This window comes from Bradyrhizobium sp. 87, from assembly GCF_023073015.1.
Taxonomy (GTDB): Bacteria; Pseudomonadota; Alphaproteobacteria; order Rhizobiales; family Xanthobacteraceae; genus Bradyrhizobium; species Bradyrhizobium canariense_D.
This window is the reverse complement of sequence record NZ_JADPIQ010000150.1, coordinates 1-26,010: the sequence shown is the minus strand read 5'-3', so window position 1 is coordinate 26,010 and position 26,010 is coordinate 1. Positions and strand designations below refer to the sequence as shown.

General features: G+C 59.9%; 27 protein-coding genes, 1 tRNA gene and 1 pseudogene. 12 read left to right on the top strand and 17 right to left on the bottom strand.

Annotated features, from left to right (window positions below):
• Positions 1-294: 294 nt before the first annotated feature.
• On the bottom strand, positions 295-948 hold the full coding sequence (locus IVB50_RS42030; protein WP_018458347.1) for a histidine phosphotransferase family protein: 654 nt from the start codon (positions 946-948) through the stop codon (positions 295-297).
• Between the two features lie 171 nt (positions 949-1,119).
• Between IVB50_RS42030 and IVB50_RS42025 the strand changes: the two genes are divergently transcribed.
• Complete coding sequence (locus tag IVB50_RS42025) at positions 1,120-1,947, top strand: 3'(2'),5'-bisphosphate nucleotidase CysQ (protein ID WP_247300655.1); 828 nt, start codon at positions 1,120-1,122, stop codon at positions 1,945-1,947.
• A 14-nt stretch (positions 1,948-1,961) separates the two neighbouring features.
• Here the strand turns inward: IVB50_RS42025 and IVB50_RS42020 are convergent, their stop codons facing one another.
• On the bottom strand, positions 1,962-2,447 hold the full coding sequence (locus tag IVB50_RS42020) for a YHS domain-containing (seleno)protein (RefSeq protein WP_026233560.1): 486 nt from the start codon (positions 2,445-2,447) through the stop codon (positions 1,962-1,964).
• Between the two features lie 139 nt (positions 2,448-2,586).
• Here IVB50_RS42020 and IVB50_RS42015 point away from each other — a divergent pair, with 139 nt between their 5' ends.
• The 3 genes from IVB50_RS42015 to IVB50_RS42005 all read left to right on the top strand — a co-directional run bounded on the left by IVB50_RS42015 (position 2,587) and on the right by IVB50_RS42005 (position 4,841).
• Positions 2,587-3,192: a DUF1134 domain-containing protein gene (locus tag IVB50_RS42015; protein ID WP_018458350.1), complete on the top strand. Its 606-nt coding sequence runs from the start codon at positions 2,587-2,589 to the stop codon at positions 3,190-3,192.
• Positions 3,193-3,311: 119 nt separating this feature from the next.
• The gene (locus IVB50_RS42010) at positions 3,312-4,610 is read left to right on the top strand and encodes a hypothetical protein (RefSeq protein ID WP_247300653.1); all 1,299 of its coding nucleotides are present in this window, start codon (positions 3,312-3,314) and stop codon (positions 4,608-4,610) included.
• Between the two features lie 156 nt (positions 4,611-4,766).
• Positions 4,767-4,841 (top strand) — tRNA-Val (locus IVB50_RS42005).
• A 761-nt stretch (positions 4,842-5,602) separates the two neighbouring features.
• Here IVB50_RS42005 and IVB50_RS42000 read toward each other — a convergent pair.
• Positions 5,603-5,872 carry a Dabb family protein gene (locus tag IVB50_RS42000; protein ID WP_346771330.1) on the bottom strand — a complete coding sequence of 90 codons (270 nt, stop codon included), beginning with the start codon at positions 5,870-5,872 and terminating at the stop codon, positions 5,603-5,605.
• 211 nt (positions 5,873-6,083) lie between these two features.
• Here IVB50_RS42000 and IVB50_RS41995 point away from each other — a divergent pair, with 211 nt between their 5' ends.
• On the top strand, positions 6,084-6,278 hold the full coding sequence (locus IVB50_RS41995; RefSeq protein WP_247300651.1) for a chorismate-binding protein: 195 nt from the start codon (positions 6,084-6,086) through the stop codon (positions 6,276-6,278).
• Here the strand turns inward: IVB50_RS41995 and IVB50_RS41990 are convergent.
• The 3 genes from IVB50_RS41990 to IVB50_RS41980 all read right to left on the bottom strand — a co-directional run bounded on the left by IVB50_RS41990 (position 6,265) and on the right by IVB50_RS41980 (position 9,534).
• Positions 6,265-6,426, bottom strand: a complete 162-nt coding sequence (locus IVB50_RS41990) for a hypothetical protein (protein WP_247300649.1) — start codon at positions 6,424-6,426, stop codon at positions 6,265-6,267. The two genes, IVB50_RS41995 and IVB50_RS41990, sit on opposite strands and share 14 nt — an antisense overlap.
• Positions 6,427-6,769: 343 nt before the next feature.
• The gene (locus IVB50_RS41985) at positions 6,770-6,913 is read right to left on the bottom strand and encodes a hypothetical protein (RefSeq protein WP_247300647.1); all 144 of its coding nucleotides are present in this window, start codon (positions 6,911-6,913) and stop codon (positions 6,770-6,772) included.
• A 242-nt stretch (positions 6,914-7,155) separates the two neighbouring features.
• Positions 7,156-9,534: a hypothetical protein gene (locus tag IVB50_RS41980; RefSeq protein WP_346771329.1), complete on the bottom strand. Its 2,379-nt coding sequence runs from the start codon at positions 9,532-9,534 to the stop codon at positions 7,156-7,158.
• Positions 9,535-12,616: 3,082 nt separating this feature from the next.
• Between IVB50_RS41980 and IVB50_RS41975 the strand changes: the two genes are divergently transcribed.
• From IVB50_RS41975 to IVB50_RS41965, 3 genes are all read left to right on the top strand, one after another.
• Entirely contained in the window at positions 12,617-13,306 is a 690-nt protein-coding gene (locus tag IVB50_RS41975; protein WP_247300643.1) for a response regulator transcription factor, read from the top strand.
• A 169-nt stretch (positions 13,307-13,475) separates the two neighbouring features.
• Positions 13,476-14,801, top strand: coding sequence for a type II and III secretion system protein family protein (locus IVB50_RS41970; RefSeq protein ID WP_247300661.1), 1,326 nt, complete (start codon positions 13,476-13,478; stop codon positions 14,799-14,801).
• Positions 14,802-14,811: 10 nt separating this feature from the next.
• The gene (locus IVB50_RS41965) at positions 14,812-15,474 is read left to right on the top strand and encodes a CpaD family pilus assembly lipoprotein (protein ID WP_247300641.1); all 663 of its coding nucleotides are present in this window, start codon (positions 14,812-14,814) and stop codon (positions 15,472-15,474) included.
• Between the two features lie 43 nt (positions 15,475-15,517).
• Here IVB50_RS41965 and IVB50_RS41960 read toward each other — a convergent pair whose 3' ends face one another.
• The 11 genes from IVB50_RS41960 to IVB50_RS41910 form a co-directional block, all read right to left on the bottom strand.
• Positions 15,518-16,555: an EscU/YscU/HrcU family type III secretion system export apparatus switch protein gene (locus IVB50_RS41960; RefSeq protein WP_247300638.1), complete on the bottom strand. Its 1,038-nt coding sequence runs from the start codon at positions 16,553-16,555 to the stop codon at positions 15,518-15,520.
• Positions 16,552-17,373 carry a type III secretion system export apparatus subunit SctT gene (sctT, locus tag IVB50_RS41955; protein WP_018458363.1) on the bottom strand — a complete coding sequence of 274 codons (822 nt, stop codon included), beginning with the start codon at positions 17,371-17,373 and terminating at the stop codon, positions 16,552-16,554. Before sctT ends, IVB50_RS41960 begins: the two co-directional genes overlap by 4 nt.
• 11 nt (positions 17,374-17,384) lie before the next feature.
• Positions 17,385-17,660, bottom strand: coding sequence for an EscS/YscS/HrcS family type III secretion system export apparatus protein (locus IVB50_RS41950; protein ID WP_247300637.1), 276 nt, complete (start codon positions 17,658-17,660; stop codon positions 17,385-17,387).
• A gap of 2 nt (positions 17,661-17,662) precedes the next feature.
• Positions 17,663-18,328: a type III secretion system export apparatus subunit SctR gene (sctR, locus tag IVB50_RS41945; RefSeq protein WP_247300634.1), complete on the bottom strand. Its 666-nt coding sequence runs from the start codon at positions 18,326-18,328 to the stop codon at positions 17,663-17,665.
• On the bottom strand, positions 18,321-19,229 hold the full coding sequence (gene sctQ / locus IVB50_RS41940) for a type III secretion system cytoplasmic ring protein SctQ (protein ID WP_247300631.1): 909 nt from the start codon (positions 19,227-19,229) through the stop codon (positions 18,321-18,323). The genes sctR and sctQ overlap by 8 nt, the downstream gene beginning before the upstream one ends.
• 193 nt (positions 19,230-19,422) lie before the next feature.
• Complete coding sequence (locus IVB50_RS41935) at positions 19,423-19,965, bottom strand: hypothetical protein (protein WP_247300629.1); 543 nt, start codon at positions 19,963-19,965, stop codon at positions 19,423-19,425.
• On the bottom strand, positions 19,941-21,209 hold the full coding sequence (sctN, locus tag IVB50_RS41930; protein WP_346771328.1) for a type III secretion system ATPase SctN: 1,269 nt from the start codon (positions 21,207-21,209) through the stop codon (positions 19,941-19,943). Before sctN ends, IVB50_RS41935 begins: the two co-directional genes overlap by 25 nt.
• Positions 21,210-21,298: 89 nt before the next feature.
• The gene (gene sctL, locus IVB50_RS41925) at positions 21,299-21,919 is read right to left on the bottom strand and encodes a type III secretion system stator protein SctL (RefSeq protein ID WP_247300627.1); all 621 of its coding nucleotides are present in this window, start codon (positions 21,917-21,919) and stop codon (positions 21,299-21,301) included.
• On the bottom strand, positions 21,916-22,365 hold the full coding sequence (locus IVB50_RS41920; protein WP_346771327.1) for a nodulation protein NolU: 450 nt from the start codon (positions 22,363-22,365) through the stop codon (positions 21,916-21,918). Before IVB50_RS41920 ends, sctL begins: the two co-directional genes overlap by 4 nt.
• Positions 22,366-22,561: 196 nt before the next feature.
• The gene (gene sctJ / locus IVB50_RS41915) at positions 22,562-23,428 is read right to left on the bottom strand and encodes a type III secretion inner membrane ring lipoprotein SctJ (protein ID WP_247300625.1); all 867 of its coding nucleotides are present in this window, start codon (positions 23,426-23,428) and stop codon (positions 22,562-22,564) included.
• Positions 23,429-23,437: 9 nt separating this feature from the next.
• Positions 23,438-23,917, bottom strand: coding sequence for a nodulation protein NolB (locus IVB50_RS41910; RefSeq protein WP_247300623.1), 480 nt, complete (start codon positions 23,915-23,917; stop codon positions 23,438-23,440).
• Between the two features lie 180 nt (positions 23,918-24,097).
• On the opposite strand from IVB50_RS41910, the gene IVB50_RS41905 reads away from it, so the two are divergent.
• From IVB50_RS41905 to IVB50_RS41895, 4 genes and pseudogenes are all read left to right on the top strand, one after another.
• The gene (locus tag IVB50_RS41905) at positions 24,098-24,793 is read left to right on the top strand and encodes a nodulation protein NolW (protein WP_247300621.1); all 696 of its coding nucleotides are present in this window, start codon (positions 24,098-24,100) and stop codon (positions 24,791-24,793) included.
• Positions 24,794-25,291: 498 nt separating this feature from the next.
• Positions 25,292-25,480, top strand: a pseudogene (locus IVB50_RS42890) (transposase); the annotation flags it as partial.
• A gap of 54 nt (positions 25,481-25,534) precedes the next feature.
• Positions 25,535-25,660 carry a hypothetical protein gene (locus IVB50_RS42885; protein ID WP_345946712.1) on the top strand — a complete coding sequence of 42 codons (126 nt, stop codon included), beginning with the start codon at positions 25,535-25,537 and terminating at the stop codon, positions 25,658-25,660.
• 133 nt (positions 25,661-25,793) lie between these two features.
• Positions 25,794-26,010: hypothetical protein (locus IVB50_RS41895; RefSeq protein ID WP_247300619.1), on the top strand; the 217-nt coding region annotated here is incomplete at its 3' end.

The window sequence follows — 26,010 nt, the reverse complement described above, 5'->3', positions numbered from 1 at the left end:
CGTTGTTCGGCTCCTGCTCGAACTTCACCAGCTGATTGTCCACGGTGTCCAGGCTCTCGCTGGTTTCCGTCAAAAACTCCCGCAACAGATCATCCATGAAAACAGGCCTTCATACAGGGAGGGCGCGCACACAAGACGTGATGCGCCAATTCGGAATGGGGCCAGCTTCACCGCAAAGCGTTTAATAATGGTTGAGTATGTGGAAAAGAACGGAACCAACAAAGAGATAAGGCGCTCCGGACAAGCCGAAGCGCCTCGTAAAGATTCGATTAACGTTTGAGAGCGGCGGCGTGTCTACGACGCGATAATGGTGATGGCCTCGCCTTCGTGCGCGAGCCTCACGGTCAGCCCGCAAGCCTCTGCCAACAGCCGCGTATAATAAGGCTGGATCGCATGTGCATCCGCAGCCGGGCCGCGCTCGCCGCTCAGGAGCTCGGAGATGTTCTGCGGCAGGCGCGCATTATGTCCGGTCGCGGTGATGCGGAAGCTCATGGTCTCGCCCTCGCCGATCGGATCGATCGTCAGCGTGCCGCCGCGCGGGATCGTGTGCTGCGAAACGACCAGCATGTTGAGCAGCAGCTTGACGCGATTCTTCGGCAGCAAGATCCGCGGCAGATTCCAGGTGATCGAGCACTTGCCGTCCTCGATGTGGCCGCGCGCCATGGTCTGGGCATCGCCGAGATCGATCTGCGCGCCGGACGAGCCGGCCGCACCAAAAGCGAGGCGGCAGAACTGGAGGCGAGCGGAGGCGGTTTTCGCGCTCTTGCGTATCAAGTCGAGTGCGAACTCGCGGTCGTCGGGCTTGGGATCGTCGTCGAGCACTTCGAGCCCATTGACGATGGCGCCGACAGGGCTGATGAGATCGTGGCAGACCCGCGAGCACAGCAGCGCAGCGAGTTCGAGCGCATCTGGAGCGGTGGCGGTAGCGGGTGACGAAGCGTCAGACATAAAGGGTTCCTGGAATTGCACGGCGCGGACGCGGCGAATCAAGCATGCTTGACGAATGCCGCAGGTTCTAACATTCGCTGGCACGTGGCAGCTAGCTTGCGATCGGTTCGAAGCGGCCCTAATGCCGCGGCGAATCACTCGCTTAGGGATGGAATTGCCGATGAATGAGGCATGCAGGTGAAGCGGATCATCGACGGCGCGGCCGCCTCCCACCTGATGGAGCCGCTCACCGCCCTGGTGGTGAAGGCGGGCGAAGCCATCCTCGCGGTCAACCGCGCAGCGATGCGGGTCGACGGCAAGCAGGACGGCTCGCCGGTGACCGAGGCCGACCTTGCGGCCGACCGCATCATCGCGGACGGGCTGGCACAGCTTGCGGGCGACATCCCGACGCTCTCGGAAGAGCGGACCCAGCTCGCCTCGCCGCCGTTCCGCGCCAGCTTCTTCCTGATCGACCCGCTCGACGGCACCAAGGAGTTCGTCGCCGGGCGCGACGAGTTCACCGTCAACCTTGCCCTGGTGACATCGGGCGTGCCGCTGCTGGGCATCGTCAGCGCGCCGGCACTCGGGCTGCTCTGGCGCGGCATCGTCGGCCGTGGCGCCGAGCGCGTCGGGTTCGACGGCGCAACCATCGGCGCTGCCGAGCCGATCCATACCCGCAAGCTGCCGCCCCTGGGCGAACCCTGGATCGCCGCGGTGAGCCGCTCGCATGGAGATCCCCGAACCGAGGCGTTCATCGATCATCGCCCCAGCGCCGTCAGAAAGGCGGTCGGCTCGGCCGTGAAATTCGGACGGATCGCGGAAGGCAGTGCCGACATCTACCCCCGCTTGGGGCCCACTTGTGAATGGGACGTCGGGGCCGGCTACGCGGTCGTGACCGCGGCCGGCGGCAGCGTGACCGACGGCAAGGGCGGCGCGCTCCGCTTCGGCGAGCGGCACGATGGCGGCTTCATCATCCCGGAGTTCATTGCTTGGGGTGACCCGCAGGCGGCAAGACTCTGAGGTCGTAAAGGGGCCTACTGGCTGAGCTTGTCCTGGAGGGCGGGCCAGCGCTTGCCCACCTCATAGAGGAAGCGCTCGGGATTGGCGGCGAAGGCGTCGCGATTGGCTTCCCGGCTGAACAGATAGAGCCGCTGCGCCGCGATCGCGAAGAAGCGGGGGTTACCGGCGATGATGACGCCGCGGGCGATATCGACCGGATCGTAGCCGCCGAACTGCGGCCCGTAGACCTCGGGATGGGCGAGGAAAGACGCCCGGTTGCCCTCGTTCCGAAAGCGCCAGACGGCGCCCCACAGGTTCGCCTCGAACTCGGCCGTCCCCTGCACGGCCGTGCCAGCGACGAAATAGGCCACGGGGTCGAAGCCCTCGATCGCCACGCCACTGAAACGGTTGACGACGATCCGCTCGGTGGTGGCCGCCTGCGCCGGCAACCCCGCGCAGAGGATCCAAATGCCCGACAGCATGCAGACCAGAAGGCCGATCAAGGCAATTCCGGGGCGCAAAGGGCTGGCTTCCTGCCGTTGTGCCGTCATAGTTGCTGCGGATAACATCCGAGTCGAGGGGACATCCGGCGCAACCTAGAGCCGCGCCTGTTGGCGCCAGGTTAAGGAAGCGACCGGATTCGATACCAGGGGTTCTTTTATGACTTTCGCATCACGCCTTGCCGCAGTCGCGCTTGCCGCGATGGTCGGGTGGATCAGTCCGGCTTCCGCCCAGCAGCCGCCGCCGCCCGACTTGCCGCCGCCGCAGCGGACCCAGACGCCCAGCACCTATGGGCCGGACGAACTCGTGAACGCCGGGCATCGCTTCTTCGGCAACGTCTCGCGCGGTCTCGCCTCGATCATCGAGAAGGCGGTCAGCCAATGGGGCCTGCCCAACGGCTATATCCTCGGTGAGGAAGGGTCCGGCGCTTTCGTCGCCGGCCTGCGCTACGGCGAAGGCACGCTCTACACCAAGAACGCCGGTGACCTCAGGGTCTACTGGCAGGGTCCCTCGCTCGGCTTCGACTGGGGTGGCGACGGCGCGCGCACCATGACGCTGGTCTATAATCTGCCCGCCACCAACGCGATCTACCAGCGCTTCGCCGGCCTCGACGGCTCGGCCTACATCATCGGCGGCTTCGGCATGACGGCGCTCACCGCCAACAACATCGTGCTGGTGCCGATCCGCTCGGGCCTCGGCCTGCGGCTGGGAGCCAATATCGGCTATTTGAAATTCACCCCGCGCGCGACCTGGAACCCGTTCTAGCGTTCCGCTTTCCCCTCCGGCGACGGATCAAGGTTAACGACATGTCGGGGCTGGCTTTTTGCCGGCCCCGCATGCAATGTCCTTGGTAAATTTTTCCTTAGCTTTGGGAGTTCTGGCCCATGGTCGAACCGATCATGTACCTGGCGATCGGTTTCCTGCTCTCGATGCTGTGCGGGCTCGCGATCGTGCCGCTGGTGCATAACCGCGCCGTGCGCCTGACCACGCGCCGGCTCGAGGCCGCCACGCCGTTGTCGATGGCCGAGATCCAGGCCGACAAGGACCAGCTCCGCGCCGAGTTCGCCATGTCGGCGCGACGGCTGGAGATGAGCGTCGACCAGCTCAAGAACAAGACCACGAGCCAGCTCGCCGAGCTCGGCAAGAAGAGCGACGCCATCAACCGCATGAAGATCGAGCTCGGCGAGAAGAACGCCACGATCTTCGCGCTCGAAGCGCGCGAGAAGGCGGTGAAGGAGCAGCTCCGCGCCACGGAAGAGGAATTCAACACCAAGACCGCAGCCCTGCGCGCCGCCGAGCTCGCGCTGACCGACAAGCAGGGCGAGCTCGCAAAGATCAATTCCGAACTGTCCGACCGCTCGATGATGGCGGAGAGCCGTCAGGTCGAGCTGGTCGCGGTCCGTGCGCAGATCGAGGAGCTGAAGCACCGCGTCGGCGACGCCGAAAAGGAATTTGCCGCGACACAGGCGCGGCTGGCGCAGGAGCGCACCGAGTCCGAGACCGCTTCGCGCGAGCTCGGCGACGCCCGCGGCCGCGTCGAGAATCTGAGCCAGCGCGTCACCGACCTCGATCGCCAACTCATCGTGCAGGTGAAAGAGGCCGAGATGTTGTCGGGCCGCGTCGGCGATCTCGAGGGACGCCTTGCCACGCAGGGCAAGCTGCTCGCCGAACGCGACTATGAGAACAACCAGCTCCGCCAGGCCAACGAGGCCAATGAGCGCATCATCAAGGAGCTGCGCGTTGAGATCGCGGCGTTGAGCGGCGGCAAGTCCTCGGCCGCAATGGAATCGATCCGCGCGGAAAAGACCGCGCTCGACGAGCAGCTGCACACCGCCCGCGACGAGCGCGCCAAGCTCCAGCGCGACATCAACGCGATCCAGCAACAGGCCGAGAGCTCCTGGGCGACCGAGCGGATGGAGAACGCGCTGCTGCGCGAACGCATCAACGACATCGCAGCCGAGGTGGCCAAGCTCGCGATGCAGCTCGAAGGGCCGAACTCGCCGATCGAGGCCCTGCTCGCGGCGGAGGCCGGCCAGCCGCCGAGGCCGGCGCCACGCCCGGCCAACGACGCCCCTGCCAACGGCACCGCCGCAGGCACCCTGCCCGAAGGCGGCGGAACACTGGCCGAACGCATCCGCGCGCTCCAGGCCCACGCCTCCCGCGCCCGCCAGCAGGGCGCGTAAGCGGCCCCAAGATGGTCTGACCGCCGAATTGCGGGTCCGGGGGAAGGTTTTCCGGCCCGGCAGCGCCTCGAAACTTGACACCTTCGGCCTGCACTTCTAAATCGCGGGCTCCAAAGCATCGGCGGCCGAAACTCGGGTCGCCTGCATGATGGTTTCGGGTGCATAGCTCAGCGGGAGAGCGTTCCCTTCACACGGGAGAGGTCCAAGGTTCGATCCCTTGTGCGCCCACCATTAACCTGGCTAAATCAGCCACTTAGCGGCGAGGTTCTCCAAGTATGTGCCCCAAAAAAGCGGGGGCACAATAAGGGCACGAAGCGGGCAATGATGGTGCGAGGTCTACAGAACGGCTCGGCTGGTCATCGTACGACCGTACGATGTTCTCCCCACCCAACCAGTGTAGGCGACTCGTTTGTCTCGACGCGCTCTTGTCCTGCGACGTTCCTGCACTGTTTCGCTCTCCCTTTAGTCCTTCTCAGGCGGTAAGCGATCACTCTGCCGAGCAGCAGGACTTCGGCTGCGTCCCTAAAGAAAAACCCGCCAGCGACGTAGGGCTGACGGGTTCTCATTTGCCCGTGCGTATCCGCGGTACTCGTCACCCATCCGCGATGGCACATCGTGCAGCCATAACGATCGACGTTTAGGTTATCACCGTCTCTTGCTGGCTGATGTGTTGCTCGCCTTGATGAAGGCGACGCTCGGCCAAGGTCAAGAATGAGGGGCGGCAGCGGTCTCGCTTACCTTCGCTCTGGCTCAAAGCGACCGAGCCGCCGTGGGCCACACCAGACTTCGATCGGTTGGTTTGCCTCCCCCGCAGAGCCAAGCTGAAGAGCTTCTTCCGCGTTGCCGCACTCGATCTCCTGCACATCGAGTGTCTTCTGCCCCAGTCGTCGAGCGTCGATCCGCGCGAAGCTAATGACCTCCACGGAAGCATCTACTCAAAGTTCATCGCGAAGTTGCGGATTGACTTCGCTCAGGTCAGTCCGCTCCGAGAGCTACTGCCGGATCGACTCCTGGTAAAGCTCGTGCGCTTTATAGGCTTCGAGTTCGACTTCGTCCTCGAATTCACCGCAGACGATCACGGCAATTTCGTTGCCAAGCCGGTCACTCTTGCGCTTGCGAGCGAGCTCAAGCCGGCGTGCGTGCGGGATTTTGGCGAGAACGGAAAGGCCGTCGCGCCGATCTCCCGGCATTCCAGGGCGGCGCCGCCGGCTTTTTTGGCTACGAGCTGAACAGGACGCTGGAACGATACCGTCGGGAGGCATCGCTTGCCTCAGGCACTCCTATATCTTTACGAGGCGTGATAAGCTTGGATTACCGCCATGACAAATGCTGGTCCTTTCTACCGGGTGGCCGGAGCAGGATCCGGTTCGCCGGCGTGAGAGAGCTCGCCGAACAGTCGAAGAATTTGTTGGGCTGGTTACAGTCTCAGCCCCCTCCTTTACACCAGGCCAGGCCGTCACGGCTGTACAACGCGTGATTGATCTGTCGGGTGACGCCTTCCAGGTCAACATTGCGCAGCGCTTCAGCGCTCGCCTGGCGAACTCGTTCGATCTGATAGCCTTCTATTGTCAGCTGCGGAAAATGAATTCGGCTCCCTTTGCCGACCTTCTTCGGTATGGCAAGCTCACCATTGCATCGAGTTCGCCCGAGCATTTCACAAAAGTTTGACGCGCCGGCAGATCAGCTCAAAGGCGCGGCCGATAGCGCGAAATGCCTGCTCACCATCGCTGAAATCGCCGCTCACCATCAGCGAAACGCGGAGGCCTTGGGAATAAAGCTCGCGAAGCGTGTCAGTATGAAAAGGCAACGTCGCCATTGCGCACAATATCTCTGTGATCCTCCACTGCATTTCCGTCGACGGCACGTCGTTTGACTGGGGCCACGCGCCGGCCCGGCCTTAATTTGCAAGTTTCTGGCCCGGTCCGCCGGGCCGGCGATGTCCCGCTGAGACGGTGGTCGTGGTGACCTCGGTCAATCGACTGGTGGCGAGCTCGCCCGCCCGCCGTTGCAGAGGATGACCCACCCGATCCGGACATCATCATGAGGCGCTTGCGATCTCGGAAAGGACCATAACCCCGGCGACGGGCAGCTGATCGCATTGCATTTAGGTGACGGCTAATCGACCAAGAGAACCGAGCTGGTTATCGATCCGAGTCTCTTTACACCGCATTCTGGTGCTCCAGGCCGGGAAGCGCAATCATTGGTAGGGCGCTAAGCACGGCGCCGCAGACACTTACGAAGCGATCGGCGATGGGATCTGGAACACAAATGCGCAAAACTGTTTCATTCACGATCTGAAGCATAGCCGGATCCTAGGCTATTCGGACCCGGCCATCGCAAGCGCGGCGACAAGGGCCGCGATGCTGTTTTTCAAGCGAACGGAAGTCGGGGTCTCCACGCTCCCGATCGAATTTCAGTCGGACCCGTTGTCGATCTGTTCGAGGAGCCCGCGCGGGCTTCGAGTGCATCGAGGATTTCCTCTCGGTGATACGGTCTGCTTGATGGTGTCAGCACAGCGACGCTCTGGCGCGAGACACTCAGGTAACTACATCCTGAGGCGCGCGAACTGCATCGACGCGTGCTCCGCCTCGGGAAGGGAGGCGATGCTCAACAACGACTTACAGAACGCAGGCGCGAGCTTGCCGCGGTGGATCACGACGTTCTTGTGCCCCGTGCGGGCTTGAGCGCTCTGCCATTGCCGATTGTAGCCGCGCTGTTCATTGGACTTCACGTGGCAAGCGGCGAAGTCGGCGACGCCCAGCGTCGCCAACTGCAAGGCATGTACCGGCAGCTTGGTATGGATGTGCACCCACATCGGATTTGGCATCCTACCACTGCGCAGCGCCTTGGGCTGCAGCTCGACCTCGAACAGCGTCGTTGGCTCGATCTTCAATGCGTGGGGTGGATACACAGACGCAAGTTCTTCGGCCGCCCGCAAGTGTTCAAGGTACTTCTGCGATGGAAACGCGTAGGTCTTCATGCAATCGATCGTGATCGCCGCCTTGTGCGCGTTCAATGAGTTTGCCTGTCCCTGAACCTCGGACAACATCGCCTTAAGCCGGACTATTTTTTTGTGCACTTCGGTCAGTTGCGCAGGCGTGAGTAGGCCACGTCGGCGGGGCTCCTCCAGCGCGGCTACACAGGTCTTAATCTCGGCGGCCTGCGTCTCCAGGCGCTTAAGCACGAGATCCACGACGTGGTCGGCGTCCTCGGGCTTCATCTGGCGCGCTTGCGAGACGGCGCTTTGCTGAGCCGGCAGATCGAACTCCAGCAGCTCGTCCAATCGCTTGAGTAATCCCGTCACTGCGTTCCTGGAGGGCGGAGCCTTCCACATGTCCAGGTGCCCGGTCGCCGATGACGACGCCCTCGCGCGTGCCTCCTCTGCACTCGCGAGTTTCTTCGTACCCAGATCCGAGAGTACGACAACCGTGGCAGCGTCGGGCCTGGCGAGCTGCGGCTCGCGCAGCCTGGCAGTTGAACTCCCCTCGCCTGCGGCCGGTGTGCGCTTGCCTTTCCCCTTCCTGCGCGCCGCGTGGTTCTCAGCCGCTAAGTCGGTCTTTTCCGATATCGCAGTCTGGGCAGGCGGCTCCACTTGCCTGTTTGGCTGCACTGCCAAAAGTCGCGTGACTTGGTGCGCGGTGACCCATGCACCTTCCACGATCTGGTCCAATTGTTCCAATGGAAGGTCGCCATCCGTTCTAGCATCCCTTAGGCTGGCAACGATGCGTTCCACCCCTGAGGCAAATTCCGAATGCCGTTCCATGGCTCCTTCCAGAACGGCGCAGTGCTCTGCGTCGAGTGGTTCTCCGTCCTCGTTCAGAACGGCTTTGCACGTCGAGTTGAATGCCGGAAAAGCATCCTGGATATAGGTCCCGAGCAGACGCACCCGCCCCTTCTCATCCATGAGGGCGTCCCTCACGGCTGGTTCAAACGTGCTCGCCTGAGACTCAATCAGAAGCTTCGCGAGTTTAATCCGCGATTCCAGATGCAAGCACCCATCATAAAGTGCCGAGCCGGTATGCAGGCGTAGTGCGGCCTCGATGTACTTCCGCATCTCGGCCGTCGTGCTTGGCAAGTTGGCAGCGGTCTCGCAGACGGACACCATCCGTTCCGAGCGTAACAGCTTCTTTCCCCACCACTCGATGACAGGCACATGGTCCTTCACCATACTGGAAGCCACTCGGCTCAGCTGGTCGGGGGTAGCGTTGGATTCGAAAATCCGCTGGAACAGGCCTGCCGATTCCTGTCTGCGCTCTTCTAATTCGAGGATAATCGCCGAGCCCACCATGTTGCCCTGACGCCCCGCATGGAGCACGGCATAGCAGTATTGACGGGCCTCGGCGTCGGACAGAATGCTCGGCGCCACGGCCGGGCGCAGGCTCGCGTAGTACTCCAGAACTGCCGAGCCTGCTTTGACGAATCGGTCGCTCAGCTCTAGCGCCTCCTTCAGCTCGGCATCCTCGCCCGGCTGACGGCAAGCGGCATAGTCCTCACGCAGGCGGTCCATGTGTCGCGTTGTTGCGTTGATTTCTTCCTCTGACGAGGAAATGGGGACTGCCACACCGGAAGTTGGCGGCTGGCTGGCGACCGGCGCCGTGTCTCCACCCTCGGACACTGAGGGAAAGCCGCGCCGCCGCGCAGTGGCTCCACGTGGCGCAGCGGCTGCACGTGCCGCAGCGCCTAGGATTCGATCTGGGCCAACGGAGGGACCGGAAGACCTGTCGCCAAGGGCATCGTCGGCACCGCGCGCCGTGCTAGCGGACGGCGTCCCTCTATCTTGGGGCCCAGAGCGCATCCGCTCCACGACGGAATCGAACGATTGACTGCCTTCCCCAGGGGCTAGACTTGAGTGCGAGCGTGAACTGCTCGATCCGGCTCCAGCATCCCCAATGCGCGATCTGCCAGATCGGCCAATGCCCGTCATATTCCATCTCCAAACAAGTCGAGAATGCGTAGCCTGTCTGGATAGACAGGCTGGCTGACGAGTAGCTGACGAAGGGCGTTTTTCCGGTTGCACAGGAAACCCACATCGCATTGGATCGTGGTCGAGTAGCGAGGCCATTTGGCTTTGCCCTCACACACCCGGGCAGACGGCTTGGCGAGTAGGCCGGCGGAATCTCACCGCCGGGCTCTCATGGATCCCAGCGTGAGACTCTCCCGTCACTGGGCTCCCATCAGGCGAACGAGCCGCGTATGCCGGTCTTGCATTGTGCAAAAAACCGGGACGTTCGCGAGATAGCCGTTCGAGAACGCGGCCGGTCTTCGCCTTGCGACCCATAAAGCGTTTGGACCTCCGCATCATCCAAGCCTCGATTGTCTGATTGACGTATCGGAGGATTGCCCCAGAGGCGCCCGCCTGAATCGACCGTAATACACAATCCCCGCCCGCGGAGCGGATTGAGCTGCCGACCGATGTCACCATTGACACATGGGTCCGTTTTCGCAGGTCCAAATCCCGGATTGCCACCCGCATAAACTTCACCGCCGAAGCGCTGAGCCGAGCCAGAAAACTGCAAAATGCCGAGGCGTTTTGTAAGTTCTTTGCCCGTCGCGGTCGGAAGCGGTAGCCGAGGAAGTCAAACTTGACGTTCCAAACCGGGCATCTGTCACGCGCGAGGAGCACTATTCGGCGCGAGCGCTTCCTTCAAGTTCACTACTGAACCGGCCCCTACAATAGCGAAATACCAGTCGGTTCCGCCAGCTTTCATCATTCCGAATCGCCTTGTCCCAGAGCCAATCTTCGAAAAGCGCGCTCCAGGTAATACGAGGGATCATCGTCAGACGAAATCCGTCTCGCAGCTCTCTTGACCATCGCTATCCTCGACTTTGGAAAGATACTTTGTAGGGCTGTCTACTCGGTGCCACTGGTCGTTCTCGTTCTCCGTCCACACTTTGGGATGCTGTTGAGGATCAAGCACCCAGTTTTTGCGACCCGCCATGAACAAAACCCATTTCCGCTAGACGGGGTTCCATACCTCCTACGCCAGGACGTGATAAGACCAACGGATGATCGCCGTCCATTCGCAGTTCATGCTCCAGCAGGATATCGCCCACGTGCTCGTCGAGCGGATGAGTGACGCGTAGATCTACCACGGACGTGATAACGTTACGCCCGAACTGTTGGCGAAACTGGTCTCGCTCGATCCGGACCGAGCCTCCGGCTCACAGTTTCGTCACCCGACCTGATAGCTGAAAAATCGCGCCGGCTTATCCGGATCACCGTAAGTACTGGAATAGCCTTCACCGGCAGTTGCAGCCGGCTCGGCTTTCTCCGACAAAATCCGAATACTCCTGCGGGTTACTGGCGATGTGCATGATGTCACTGGACAAGACTATCTCACTTTGCGCATGAGAGATTCTCGGTCGACGATCTTGATAATGGGCGGATTGGAACGCAAGGAGTATGGCGAGGCGCCCGCCGACGACGACCCACCTCGCTCCAGGCCGCAACCGCTTCCGCAAACGGATCCACCGATTCTGCCATACATCAGATCGCTCCCGCATTGGCAAAGGGCACGCGATTGAGCTCGTGCGCGGCAAGCTTTGCCAGAAGGATATACAGATTAGCTGACCACAACGTGACCAAAGCAGCTGTCCGCGCTCCAATGCGCCGGCCAAGCACTCTGCGGAAGACTTATTGGCCGTCAAGCTCTCTAGGACCGGGGCGCTTCGGCTCAGACGGGACAACTTGCAGACGCGCGGTCATGCACCATGCGATTTCCGGAGCAAGTCGCCCACCGATTCCGAGATGCCGCACATTCTGATCAGACGTAGAATGTCGATCAGAACAAAATTTTTCTCACGTCCGGATGGAGCAAAACCGACATTGCTGGGCGAGTGACCATGACTGGGTTTGCTAGTCCAGAAGAGTCGGTGCCCAATGTGGCCTTGCAGGAAGACGCCGTCATGCAAAATCACCAAAATCATCGCTCACCCTACCAGAGCTGTCAGCGACAGATTGCGTTCGGTCATCAGAGCATCAGGTGCGACTAGGACACTGAGACACAGACCTCAGACGTCTTGTCACTATCCAGGATGTGAATGCAATCTATCCAAAGAATTGATTTCACACTTCATGTGCTGCCGGGTAGGGAAAGCGCCGTGCATCACGCAACATCGTAGGTTTGCTGTCGGCGAAGCTGCGATGAGTACGTGATCATGGACACCGCGATCGGATTGTAGGCACGGTTTTGCCCGGTGCGGCCAAGTTCATGTCACCCCCCGTCTTTGGATTGTCCGGCCGTTGAGCAGTTCTTTCCAAAGCGTCTCGGTGATTTTATAGAAGTCAAAAATGGGAAGGCGCGGCAGGACGGCATCGTTATGGCGTTCTCCAGCTGAGCGTAGCCGCGCTTCGCCATCACTGTCGCTCGGGTGATCGGAGCACGAAGGAGGCTCACCTTTTTGGCCGAATGAGGAAGTTCGTTGCTCAAGCACGGAACGCCTGCCGGCGTGTGAGGCTTTGCAAATTGAGGGCCGCGATGCAAATCGCATATCATCGCTGCTCCCCGATCAAACCTGCGGCCGTGCGGCTGCGCTCGCCATCGGAAGCATCGATCGTGATGAGGAGATTTAGATCCAGACCATGGAACGGCATTGTCACTAATCCACCATGTGAATGCATCGAACCAAACCATCGATTTCACCAATCAATGTGTTCTCGGCAATCATCTCGACTTCACGATGTCGGCGACAACTGCCGCGATTGTTCCGGCGCTGAGCGGGTGCTGCCCGCCTATCGATGCATTGTATTGATTGCCGCCTACGCCCCGGTGGAAAGAGCACATTCGACGTCACCAAGATTCACGCGCGCCACGTGAGACAGTGAACAACGCCAGTCGAGCTCACAATGGAATCCCGATCCAATATGCGATTCGCCAGTACCGCAGCTCTTCGTCTATTCCAGCTTCAAACGCTTACGCGGAGGCCGGACTGTTCAATTCCGCTCGGGGCCGTCATGCTTGAACGAGACGTGGTGGGTGTCTTGGCGTGGCGTGATAGGAGGTGGAATGCGAACGCTAATCGTTGATCATGAGACGGACCCAGCGCGCGTTGTACAACAGGCGCTCTCCCATTGCGGTTTTGCCGTTGATGTAGCGTGCACCCTGGATGAGGCGGCCGCCGCTTTTTGTTGCGCCAGCTATGACATTCTCTTGCTCGAGTTGGTTCTACCGGATGGAGACGGCTTGGATTGGCTGAAGCAGTTGAGACGTGACGGTCATTCGATGCCTGCCGTGATGATGAGCCACTTTAACGAACTCAGTAAGCGGATAGCGGTGTTCAATGCCGGTGCGGACGACTTCCTGCCCAAGCCCGTATCTACTGATGAACTCATCGCACGGATGCGCGCTACTCTGCGCCGATCAACGCAAATGACGGCGCCCATCGTTACCTTTGGCAATCTACGATTCGATCCTATCGGTCGGCAGGCGTCGGTTAATGGTCGACCGCTGAAGATTGCGCGCCGCGAGGTATGCATTCTCGAACATCTGCTCAGCCGCGCCGGCCGTACCGTGGCTCGCGCGGCATTGGAGGATAGCCTCTATGCATTTGACGACGAGGTCTCCACCAATGCGCTTGAGGTCGGAATCTATCGTTTGCGCGGTCATTTGAGTCAATCCGGTGCGACGCTACGGATCAAAACCGCACGCGGGATTGGCTACGTCCTTGAATTGAAATGCGCGGCATCGACCGCGTAGTCAATCGAACTTGAAAGTAAACACCATCTTGAGCATCATTCTTGACAAGCATGCTGGCGTCAATCGAGGACCGATCACCGCCAACGGCCTTTCGTCCACCTTTCTTCCTTGCCTTTTGCATGCTTTGTGCGTGGTCGTCCTGCTATTCCCGGCTGTTGCCGTAGCTCAGATCAAGCGGGATGATGGAGGTGGGCCGCAGCGTACGGCTCCCGACGGCATTAGCGGAACGCTGACCCTTTCCTCTTCGCTGGGTAAGACGATTCATCTGCCAGCGCCAGCTGCGAGCATCTTTGTCGCAGATCCTACGGTCGCGGACTATCAGGCACCTTCGAACAACACCATCTTTGTTTTCGGCAAAAAATCCGGGCGGACCACCTTGTTCGCACTGAACGAGGCCGGGGAGGCTCTCGCTGAACTGCGTGTTGTCGTCACGCAGCCGATCGAGGATCTGCGCGCCACGCTGAAAGCCCAGGTCGGCGACTATCCCATCCAGGTAAGCTACACCCCGCGCGGGGCCATCCTTAGCGGTACGGCGCCCAATGCGGAGATCGTCGATATAGCGATGAAAGTGACCGAGCAGTTTCTTGGGTCTGGTGCGCTCGTCGTCAACAAGATTCAGGTGGCGGGGTCATTGCAGGTGAATCTGAGCGTGCGAGTGGCGGAGGTCTCCCGGAGCGCCATGAAGGAGCTCGGCGTCAACCTCTCCGCTTCGGGGCAAGCTGGCCCTTTCACTCTCGGCTTGGTCAGTGGTAGTGGTGGTGGATACGGCGCGGCGCAGGGCGGCGGTACGGCGAAGATGGGAGTCAACACTGGCCATGTGAACGTCAGCGCTATGCTCGATGCACTGGCTCACGAGCGCCTCGCTTCCGTACTTGCTGAACCGAACCTCACCGCAATGTCAGGCGAATCCGCCAGCTTCCTCGCCGGCGGCGAATTTCCCATTCCGGTGTTGCAGGACAATCGGCAGGTCTCTGTCGAGTTCCGTCACTTCGGCGTCAGCCTGGAGTTTGTGCCGACCGTTCTCAGTAACAATCAGATCAATATCCGCGTGAAGCCTGAAGTCAGCGAACTATCGTCACAAGGTGCCGTCAACGTCAACGGCATCTCCGTGCCTGCTCTCTCCACCCGGCGTGCGAACACGGTTGTCGAGCTCGCCAGCGGCCAAAGTTTTGCAATTGGTGGGCTTATCCGGCGCAACTTCAGCACTGAGATCACGGCTTTCCCCTGGCTCGGCGACGTTCCGATTCTTGGTGCGCTATTTCGCTCATCGTCATTTCAACAGGATGAGACGGAACTCGTGATCATCGTCACGCCTTACGTCGTGCGGCCAAGATCGAACTCGAAGCAGATGAGTGCGCCCACCGACCGCATCGCTCCGCCCTCAGACCTCGCGCGCAGTCTGACCAACACATTGGCAACGCGCTCGCCTGTTCGCGGTGCTCCCCCGATAAGCGTACCAGGCGCGACAAGGGGCACCGGCCACATCATCGAATGAGGATCGACCAATGAGATTACGATTCGTGCGCCCCTTCATTGGTCTGACGGCCAGTCTAGGTGGCTGCGCAAGCACCGCGCCGACTTACGTCGAGCCGACCGCGCAAGCGATCCTGGTTGAACAAGAGAAGACCGTCTTACTGTTACAGACCCTTGGAGGGCCCGAACGGCAGCGTCTGCGTTATTTCATAGCGAGTACCAGTCGCGGTCGGTACGACGCGCTCCATCTTGATATCGTCGGCTCACGTCGGCTCGGGGAGCAGATAGCAGCTGAGGCACGCGCAGTGGGCGTCGACACTCACAACATCCGCCTGTACGGTCCATTCGTCGATAGGCGTGATGGCTCTGCCGCCCGAATCGAGGCGATTACGTACGAGGCGCACCCTCCCGTTTGTCCGTCGATTGCGATCGTCGGCCCTTCAGTGAACGACAATTCTTTCGATCCGACGCTTGGCTGCTCGATCCACAACAACTTGGCCGGCATGGTCAACGATCCGCGTGACTTGATTGACAATCAGGCCGTTGTGCCGAGTGATGGCAATCGTGCGGCCATTCCCGTTGCCACATACAAAACCTTCGCGGCCGGCAATAACAGCAACTCGGGTGTAGCTAACAACAAGCTACTATCAGATCCCACGTCTGCCGGCACCCAGACCGTGCAGCCGCCTCGATAGCGAGAACATCAGGCATTCCGATGCGACCTCATTCAAACACGATCTAGACTTGGCCGGCGGCAAGGAGTGCTTTTGCGACAGCCTCGAAATACTGGAGAGGAATGGAATTGCCAAGGCTAGTGTTGTGGATTAGCTCACGGACCAGGACGTGATCTTCGACGATACTGAGACGAAGGCGCCTCGCTTCATCAAAGAGCCGTGAAGCCGCCTCCCCATCGCCGCGGCAAACCAGGACCGGGACGCCCGTTTCGCCACGGATGTAGCGTAACCCGACCAGCAGCTCGCGCCCAGTCAAGATCAATGTCGCGCGACGCACGCCGAGTGGAGACTCACTCGCCTGCTCCCGCCGAAGGCGTCGGTGTTCGCGTTTCACCTCCGGACTGCCTTGCTGCTCCTTGTCCTCGCGCTTCATATCGCTCTTAGTCATGCGCATGCCGCGCAAGAACAACCACCGCTGGACGAGGAGATCGATCAATCCGCCGATCAGAAATGCACCACTCGCAATCCCGATCAACAGTTTGACTTGAATGAACACGAACTCGAAGCAGCCCGTGCCGCAAACCGGCAGATAGATCAGTGTCTTCCACGCGCCGACAACGACGAGGACAAAGATCGTGCCGAGGCAGAAGACCTTGAACAAGGTCTTGCCAAGCTCGATGAGGGAACGCAAAGAGGCGATGCGCTTCAGTCCGTTGATGGGATCAATGTTCTCGAATTTCGGCGTCATCGGCTCGGAGGAGAACACTAATCCACCATTGGCCACGACCGTCGTCAGAATTGCGCAGGTGACCATACTCCCAAGAAGCGGGCCAACAATTCCCAGTGCAAGTTCGGGCAAGACGCCGAGCGCAAGATCGACCGCAATATTGAACGGCTTATCAAGCAGCTTGTCAGTCAGCATGAGCGCTTCACGACATTTATCGTAGATGGAACTCGCTTCTAACCAGAGATAACCGAGACCGGCGCAAGCGCTGAGGGCCCTGACTAAATCCGTGCTATGCGGAACCACGCCTTTCTTGCGCGAGTCGCTTAGCTTCTTTTCAGTGGGGGCGAGCGTTTTCTCTTCGCTCGTGTCGCTCACTTCAGTTTCCTCTCAAGCCTCTCCAGCTCTCGGCTCGACTGCATGATTTCAGCTTGCATGTATTCGATGAGGTAGAGCGTATAAGTCACCATGACGATCGCAAAACCTATATTCTTGATCGTCAACGATAGGTCCCGCGGGTTGAATTGCGGCGCAAAGCGCCCGAGCAGAAGCGCTGATATGTCGGCCAGCAAGAGGAAAGCTACCACAGGTCCAGAGACCAGGACGGCGGTACGTATGATGCTGTCGAGCACGCCCCACAACTCCAGTGTCCCTTGCATGCTCAGCGTGGGTCCAAGCTGATAAGCCGGCCAAACCAGATAGCTGCCGTAAAGCCCGCTGATCATGGTTTGCAGCCCCCCCGATACGACGAAGATCGTGGTCGCGGTGGTCCCGATAAGAAGTCCCGTCGCCGAAGCCTGACTGCGTGTCGCGGGATCGGCGGGAGTGACCACGCTGCTGATGCCCCGTTGCGCGTCGATGAACTCGCCGACGGCCTGAAGACTCCAGAGGGGAATACTGAGGAGGGCGCCGATCAGTAGGCCGACACACGTCTCCTTAAGACCGAGTAGCGGGATCTTGAGCAGACGAGTGTCCGGATCTAGCTCCTTCAGGCCATCGGCGATGTGCGCCAAGTATGGTAGTTCGAGCGCGACGGCAAGGCAACCGCGGATCAGGCCGCCGATCTGCGGACGCGTAAATACCGGGAGCACCAGCATGATGCCCACGGGGCGGGCCGCACCAAGGCCGGCAGCAACGACGAGTTCGATGGTCGCCTGGATCAGACTTGGCGTGTCGGCGGTTGACAGATCATACATGACGGCTGCTGCTAGTAGCCCGTCGTGAGCGCGGGAAAATCAGTGAAGATCTGCTTGGCTTGTTCGATGAGCGGGGCGCTCAGCACCGGAGCAAACAAACCTATAATCCCAACAATGACCAAAAGCTTCACAGTCAGTGGCAATGTCTGATCCTGGATCTGCGTTGCCGCCTGGATGATGCCGATGATGGTTTCGGCGACCGCCGCTGCAATGAGCGGAGGCAGAACCCAGGTCATGAAAAGCACCAGTGATCGGCTCATATAAGGAAGAATAGTGGCCTCATCCATGCTCACCCTCCGGGTGTTGTATAGCTCAGCACTAGCCCGTGCATAAGCCGCGACCAGCCGTCAATCGCCACGAACAGAAACAGCTTGAAAGGAACTGAGATCACTGTCGGAGACACCATTGACATGCCCATGGCCATCAGAATGGTCGTTACGATCAGATCGATAGTGATAAACGGAAGGTATAGTAAAAACCCGATTTCGAACGCACGCTTGAGTTCTGAGATTAGAAAAGATGGGACGAGAATGACAAAATCATCGGCCGTCGCTCTGCCGCGCATCTCTTCCGGCCAGACACGCTCGGTCGAGGACAGGAAGAAGCCTCGCTGTTCTTCATTGGTGAAGTTCTTGAGATAGCCTCGCAGCGGCTCCTGCCCCACTTTCGCAGCGGCTACCCAATCCTCGAGCGTTTGATAGCGGAGCTGCAGATCGGCGACTCGATTGTAGCTCTGCTCAAAGACGGGGGCGCTCGTGAAGGCGGTGAGCATCAATGCTGCGCCGTATAGAACGATGTTCGGTGGAATCGATTGGGTCCCAAGCGCATTGCGAACGAGGAAGAGAACGACAGACACCTTTACGAACGCCGTGGTCGTGACGACAGCGAAGACCAACAAGCCGAGCGCGGCCGTGACCGCAAGAAGCGGCAGTATTGCTGGTTCAATGTTAGTCATTGCCCACTAACCCGCCACGCAGTCTAACGCCGAGCTCGTCCCCAATACGTACTATGTCGCCACTCCCGATGCGTACGCCGTTTGCAAGGATATCGACGGGGCCGTCGACCGGCCGGCCAAGTTCGAATACATATCCTTTGCTGATGCTTCTCAGGGCTCCCAGCGTGATGGGCCAGCGGCCGCATTCAAAGACAAGCGAAATCTCAATATCGTCGAGATCGGCTTCCGAAGGCGGCTGCTGTAAACCGGGCAGTGTCGTCATATGCGCATACTCCAGAGGGCGCGGCCGCAAGCGAAACGGTCCGTGCAGGATCAGGCGGTTGCCAGTGACATCTGCCGCGGCCCATAACGGGCCGGCAGTGAGGATGATTTGACCGCGGGCGAATGGCATTACATCCGGCAACAAAGCGTCGCCCTTACGTGTTTTGCGAAGAAGCGAGGCTGACGCCCGGAGGGAGCCGACCTCTCCTGCAACTGTAACGCGTAGCTGTGCGGGGACCTCACACAACTGTCGCGGCAATTGGCCGAGCAGCTCGCCTAAGGCGCGGAACGCCGGCGGTATCGGTCCGTCAAGAGGCGAGAAAAGAAATAGGCGACCTTTGCCCCTGACCGGACCGTAGATGATGTCGAGTTCGATATAAGGCCCGTTCTTCTCGGCCTTTCCAACATGAAGGAGTCGCAGTTGCTGCTCTGTCTCGGTCTCCAGGTGCGCGAGCAACGGTTCAAGTGCAAGTTCGAGAACCAGCGAACGACTTGGCTCGGAAAGTAAAGCTAGGCTACTCTGTACTGTCGAGATCAAGACCTCCGCAAGCGCATGCGGTATTGACAACACGAGCGCATCATCGCCGAGGCGCCAAACGCAATCGAGCATCGACAGAACCGGAGGTTCCTCCTGCCACACAACTCGTTCCAGTCGCACCGATAGCGGCTTGTCGCAAAGGTTACTCCGCAAAAAGGCGGAGGGCCGCACGTTTTTGTTGAGCCATGAGACGAGACTCTGGGTTAGACGCTGGGTCGGCTCGTACTTCGCGTATGCGTTCGTGCGAGTTGCAGGAGGCGACTGTACAGGGCAGCGCATTTGGTTCCCAACTGGACTAGCGGTCATCAAATTGAAAGCCCGCCACCAGCGTGGGCAAACCCCTCCCATGGCGAAGCAAGACTTCATCATCAGCCTCTAGCTCGGCTGTTACTTCCGAATGGATATCGGCCGCACGCCGGACGTTGGTCTCGATCTGTCGCCATTTATGAGTCGCTGCGGAACGCTTCGCCCAGTGCGCACGCCTCTCGGATGCCGCTATCTCGGCCTGCTTTTGAGTGATACGCGCCTCCTCAAGTGTGCGGCGTTTCGAGGCGATCTCAATCGCTAGCCTCTCAAGGGTGAGCTGGCAATGATCGAGTTCAACGACTGTCAAGGTACCGACCGACATCAACTGCTGGTAAACCTCCGCCTGGGCCTCTGTATGATGCTTTTCAGCAATTCCAAGTTCCTGCCATGCGTGCTCCGCGGCCGAGGTCGCGATATGACGCTTGGCTTCCATATTGGAGAACTCACTACGAGCACTGCGCTCGCGCATATCCTTCACTTGCCGCAAGCTCGAAACGTATATGCAACTCATGCGGTCAGACGGCACATCCATGTGACGGTTTCCTCAAAAGTGGACGCATCGTTTTCACCCTGGCGTAAAAACTCGCGCAGATCATCGATCGAAGCGACAGCTCGGTCCGTCAGCGGATCGCTGCCTTGCTTGTATTCGCCAACCTTGATCAAAAATTCGGCCTCTGCATGACGGGAGATAAGATCACGGAAGAGGGATGCTGCCTTGCGATGCGGTGCAGATACGACGGCATCCATGACGCGGCTGCGGCTCGACAGTACGTCGATGGCGGGGAAATGCGCCCGCGCCGCGAGAGAGCGTGAAAGAACGATATGACCATCGAGAATGCCACGCGTTTCCTCAGCGATTGGATCCCCCGTGCCGTCACCTTCCACAAGCACGGTATAGAAGGCGGTGATTGAGCCACGCTCACTCATACCAGCGCGCTCCAGCAAACCTGGCAACATTGCAAAGACAGAGGGAGGAAAGCCCCGGCGGGTCGGTGGCTCACCGGCAGCAAGCCCGATCTCCCGCATAGCGCGGCTAAATCGCGTCAATGAATCCATCATCAGAACGACGCGCAGGCCTTGATCGCGAAAATATTCGGCGAGCGCGGTTGCCGTATAGGCACATTGCGCCCGCTCCGTCGCTGAGCGATCGGAGGTTTCAACGACGACGACCGTACGGCGGAGGGCAGTCTCCCCAAGATGCCGCTCGATGAATTCACGCACTTCGCGTCCCCGCTCGCCTATCAGCGCAACCACGGTCACGTCAGCGAGCGCGCCTTTTACAATCTGCGACAGTAACGTCGACTTGCCGCCACCAGGCTCTCCATAAATGCCGATGCGTTGGCCCTCGCCGCATGTCAGAAGACCATCCAAGGCGCGAACACCGAGTGGCAGAGGGCGAGCGATGATGCACCTGGTCATTGGATTTGGCGCTTTGCCACGCAGCGGGCGCGTCTCCATGGCTTTGACTGCGCCCTTGCCATCGAGTGGACGGCCGAAGCTGTCGATCACCCGGCCAAGCAAATTGGGGCCGACCGGCACTTCGTGCATTCGGCCAGTGGCAACGACTTCTGCGCGGCCGGACATGCCTTGCAGGTCACCGATCGGCGTCAGCAATACGCCGTCCTGCAACAGACCGATCACCTCGGCCTCAAGCGACCATCCAGTGCGCGGATCCTTGAGCACACAAACTTCTCCAATACGAGCATCCGGCAAAACTGCATGGATCAGCGTGCCGATCGCACGCGTGATCCGCCCGCGTACGGCACGCGTGTCCACATGGCTTGCCGTAGTTCGCAGACGCGCCAGCGCCGCGTGCAGAGTCCCATCTCCATCAGGACAGCTATGGTCTGGTCTCGGCGCCGTCACTATTCGTCTGCCTCATGATCTAATCCAAACCCCAAACGCAGTGCGCGGAGCTGCGCGTCAAGTCCGAGATGGATATTGCCAAATTCGCTCCACAGCACGCATTCGTTCGCTGACAGCGCCGGGTCCGGAATAATTCGGACTGCCGGCCGGTCCTCCCGTCCGTCGCAGGCAGCAAATTCGCGCGTAAGCGCATCAGCATCCAGGGGGGACGCATGAAGGGACAGTTTCGCCCCGCCATATCTGTGCGAAATCGTGTGACGAACCGTCCTCACCAACATCTCGCCGGGATCGAAATCGCCCAGTAGATCAGTTACGATGTCCATCACAAGCGCTGACAGTTCCTGCTCCAAAACGGCCTTTCGTCGTGCCACTTCCGAGGCGGCCTGCGCGACCAGCTGTGCCATTTCCTCGGCGCCGGCCCTCACCCCCTCGGCATGGCCGCGGGCACGCTCCTTCTGATAAGCTCTGCGCGCCCAGCCGCGAACGCGCTTCAGATTGCGCTCGGCCACGGCACGCGCCTCGAGGGCGCTCTGCCAAATCTCGAGATCCCTCGCCGCTATGAGTGGCCCAAGGGGGCGGATGTGCGGAGCGACGGGCGGCGCAGTTTCGTCGTCTGTCATCCCGCTGGGGCCTCCCTCGCCAAATGGGCCAACACCGGCGAAAACAATTGGCCCGCGGCATCGCGGTGTTCAGTCGCCGGATTGTCGGCGGCCGTTCCGACAGCTAAGCGTAGAAGCACGCGGCGGCAATCAAGCGTTGACGCTTCATCGAGCCAAGCGCCGAGGCAGGCATGTCCGTCGTCTTCAATCGCTAGCGCGAGTTGTTGAGGATCAGCAATCAATCTGGTCGAAACCGCATGCGCTGCATGTCGGATCCCGAAAGCCTGCACCTCGGTGCCGACGTGCTCGACCAAAACGGCGACATCATGCTTTGAAATCAGCCTTGTCAGCGAACGGGCATGCCAAATGCCGCCGGCAAGCAGGGCAGCCCTGCTCGGATCATGCCCAAGGAGAAGGTCTGGCCCGAAGTCACCTCCGTTCAAGCCCATTTCATCTTCAAGCAGCAACGCTTGCAGTCTTATCTGCAGCCTAGGACTCTTCTGCAGTCGCACCAACGTCGCGGACGAGAGGTTCGCGTCAAGTCGCGCGGCAAGGCGGGTCGGATGAATCGTGGCAGCAAGCTTACGCATACCTACCGAGGCTAGATTCAGCGGATCATGCCGCTCGGCAGACGGATTCGGTCTCGTCACGTCGGATACCACACTACGCCGCATTAGGCTTAATCGCTTTGCGAATCATCTCCATAGCAGAGACAGCCGAGCGCCCACCAACAGCGCTAACTTTCTGAGATGATTGCCTGCGCTGACGCCCACGAGCGCTCAGCAAGACGCAGGACAGCACGCCGAATACAGACCCGCCGAGACCCATGCCAACCGCAACCAATGGCGTCGGAATGACTCCAGATGCTTGGGCGAGACCAGCCGCAGCCGCCGGTCGCGGCTCTAGTGCGGGCCGCTCGACTGAGACGAAAACAACAGCCACCTTGTCATAGGATAAGCCCTCGATGCTGTTGGCGACGAGCATTTTAATCTGCGGCAGCAAGATTGAGAGATTTGCCCTCGAGTCATGTCGGATAAAAACCGACGCCGAAGATGGCGTGGTGTCACGTCGCAACAGGTCGTTCTTTGGCAGAACAACGTGGACGCGCGCCGAGAGGACACCATCGATATCACTGATCGTGCGCGATAATTCCTCGCTCAGCGCATAGACGTAACGGGCGCGCTCCTCGATTGGCGAAGCAATCAGACCCGCCGCGCTGAACACTTCGCCTAGACTCTTGAAAGCGTGGCGCGGCAACCCTTCGCCATTCAGCAGGTCGATTGCGGAAGCAATCTGAGTCTGCTCGACCTGGATCGTGATAGTCCCGTCCTTAGCAGCAACGCGGAGCGCATCGACCCCGTTCTTGAGGAGGACCGCAAGCATCTCATTGGCCTCACGCTCCTGAACTTTCGTGTAGAGATCGGCTTTGCAACCAACCAGGGCAAGCAGGAGCGGCAGCAGAGCCAAAAGTTGAAGCCGCTTGCGGAATGGGCGCGCCTGACCGCTTTCGCGATCGATTAAACCAATCATTCGCCCCACTCAGCCCGCCGATATCAGCTTATTCAGAGATGAACCGAGGCTACCGATGCCATTTGAAATGAGTGTTACGTGGATGACGCTGTCAGAAACATCCTTCAGATTCGCCAACATCGCCTCGAAGTCACCTGCGCCACTGGGGGCGCCCGGCACACCTGCTTCCGCTTTGCCCGGTTGCAGCAAAAGGGGCTCCGACGTCGACCCGGTCTCCGCACCTTTTGGAACTGCATTGACCGGATACATCGCAGAAAGATTCTGGAGGATGCGATCGCCCAGCGGGCTCGCCTGTGTTGTTGCACGCGATACCTCGGATGTCGGCGGAACCGCCGCCGCTCCCGTTACTGGAGGCGCAAGGTCTTGAACCGAAGCCGCTTGCAAGAGACTCTGCTGAAACTGGACCTGCTCGTCGACCGCTGTTGCCGAACAGGCCTTGGACAGGCCTTCTAGATTACGAGAGATCGGCGCAGCGCCTAACATCATCATGGAAAGACTCGCTCTCATCGAGATGTGATACGACCAGCCGTTCAAGCAGCGGCTCAATGTCCTAGACAGGCCAGCTGACGACAAGCTGACGAGTTCGCCCGCACATCGCCATCTAAAGATCACGTTTCGCGTTCACGTACCGAACGTACTGCTGTTAGTTTAAGTCAAAGAGAACCATGAATGCTCATCCGATCCATAATCCCGCACGTTTTGAACGGAGTTCTGTGTGTCGCCGTTTTCGTTTCCGGCGGAACACAGATCGCGCGCGGCGCTCCCCTGTCGCTGCCCTCGACCCCTTATCGATATACGGTTCTGGACCAGGAGCTTTCTGCCGCGCTGCAGGAATTCGGCAACAACCTCAATATTAAAGTCACCATCAGCGCCGAGGTGAAGGGTCGGATTCGCGGGCACATGCCGGACCTGCCACCGCGCGAGTTCCTTGATCATCTGACTCAAGTCTACAATCTTCAATGGTATTACGATGGGCTCGTGCTTTACGTCTCTACCGCAAAGGAAGCGCAAACTCGTCTGCTTCTGCTAACTTCAATCAGCTGCGACGCGCTCAAGGCAACCCTCGATGCGCTCGCCATTTCCGACGAACGCTACATCATGAGATCGGCTCCGGGAAATGGCCTAGTCCTTGCGTCCGGTCCACCACGCTTCATCGCACTCGTGGATCAGACGCTCAATGGTCTTGTGGCGGAGGCGCAGGCGCGACCTCGCTCCATCGAGATGCCGTCTCGGGAATCTGTGCTGATGTTATATCGCGGCGCCTCCGCGACGATCGTTCGGGATGGGCGAACTGAAGCCCCGTACTCTTCAGAGATGCCGCGTCGGGAGGGTACCTTGCCTGCGCAAGGGCCGGGCCCAAGATGATACCGCTCAATCAGCCGTTACGCCGGTGTGCAAGGAGGCTGGACCGATCGTCTGATCAGACGCCGCACAAGCACGGCGAGACGTACGTCTCGTAAATCGGCTCCAGAACACGAGAATTGTCGCTGCGCGACCTTGTCCACCATCGGGATATCCGGTGGTAGTGTGCGGGAGGTTCTGCAAAAACTGAGCGGCTGAATCGGTCATAGTAAATCCGGTACTTGCGAAGATCACCGCCCCTAGCGGACCAAGGCCACCAAGACCGTGACGAAGATTAGGACGGATGGCTCTGCCGTCAAACAGCTTATTGCGTCGGAAAGGGATCCTGAAACCGCTGATCCAGGGTGCGGTGCAGGAAGCTCTCGAAGCCACGATGGCGGAGGCGCTGGACGCGGCGAGGCGCGGCTGGGCTATCGCTCCTACCGGCTCGCTGATCACCCCGGGTGAAGGTGCCGCGGGACCGTCAGGGGCGGTTCTCGACCGAGCTGTTCAACGCTATCAGTGCTCGGAGAGGGCGCTGGCGTTCGGACACCAGTCTTGAATGGTCGCGGTTTTGCGACTGCACCACATTTTGCGGCTTGGACGGGGCTCACACCGAGGGCACAGTCGAGCGGCTGGAAAGAATGGCTCGGGGCGGTATCAAAGACTGGAAATCGGCGACTACGGACGCTCTTGATCGTTGGTGCGACCTCAATCATCAAGCTTGGCAAGCGAGGCTTGAAAGTCCCGCTCTGGATTCGGACCATGCTGCAAAGACGGCCGGTCAAGGTCGTATCGGTCGCGCTCGCCAATAAGATTGCGCGCACCATATGGGCCTTGCTGGTCAGAGGCGGCATCTATCAGGCGCCGGCCGCAATGCTGAAATCCTAATCTTAAGAGCTCTCCGGCGGAAGAAAAAAGCTGCCGAGGAGGCAAGGTGCAAATCTGGATGAACCCCGAATGACGACATTCCCGGTCGCAATCAGACCGCCTGGCTCACTGCGCTTCGAGCGCGAGAAATTGATTGGCGGTTGCTTCCGCGGATATCATCGTGGCCAGCGGCCGGGCGCCGCGTTTACCGGTCGAATATATGACCGCACCGTCATCCCTTGTTCGACCAGAGAAAGATCTTGCAGCCCGGGCCAATGGTATGGACCCCGCCCTTGCGGCGGTGGAATCTCAAGCGTCAACTGCAGCGAAGGAGGATGTTATGCAGGTCGTTCGGATAGGTCTAGATCTGG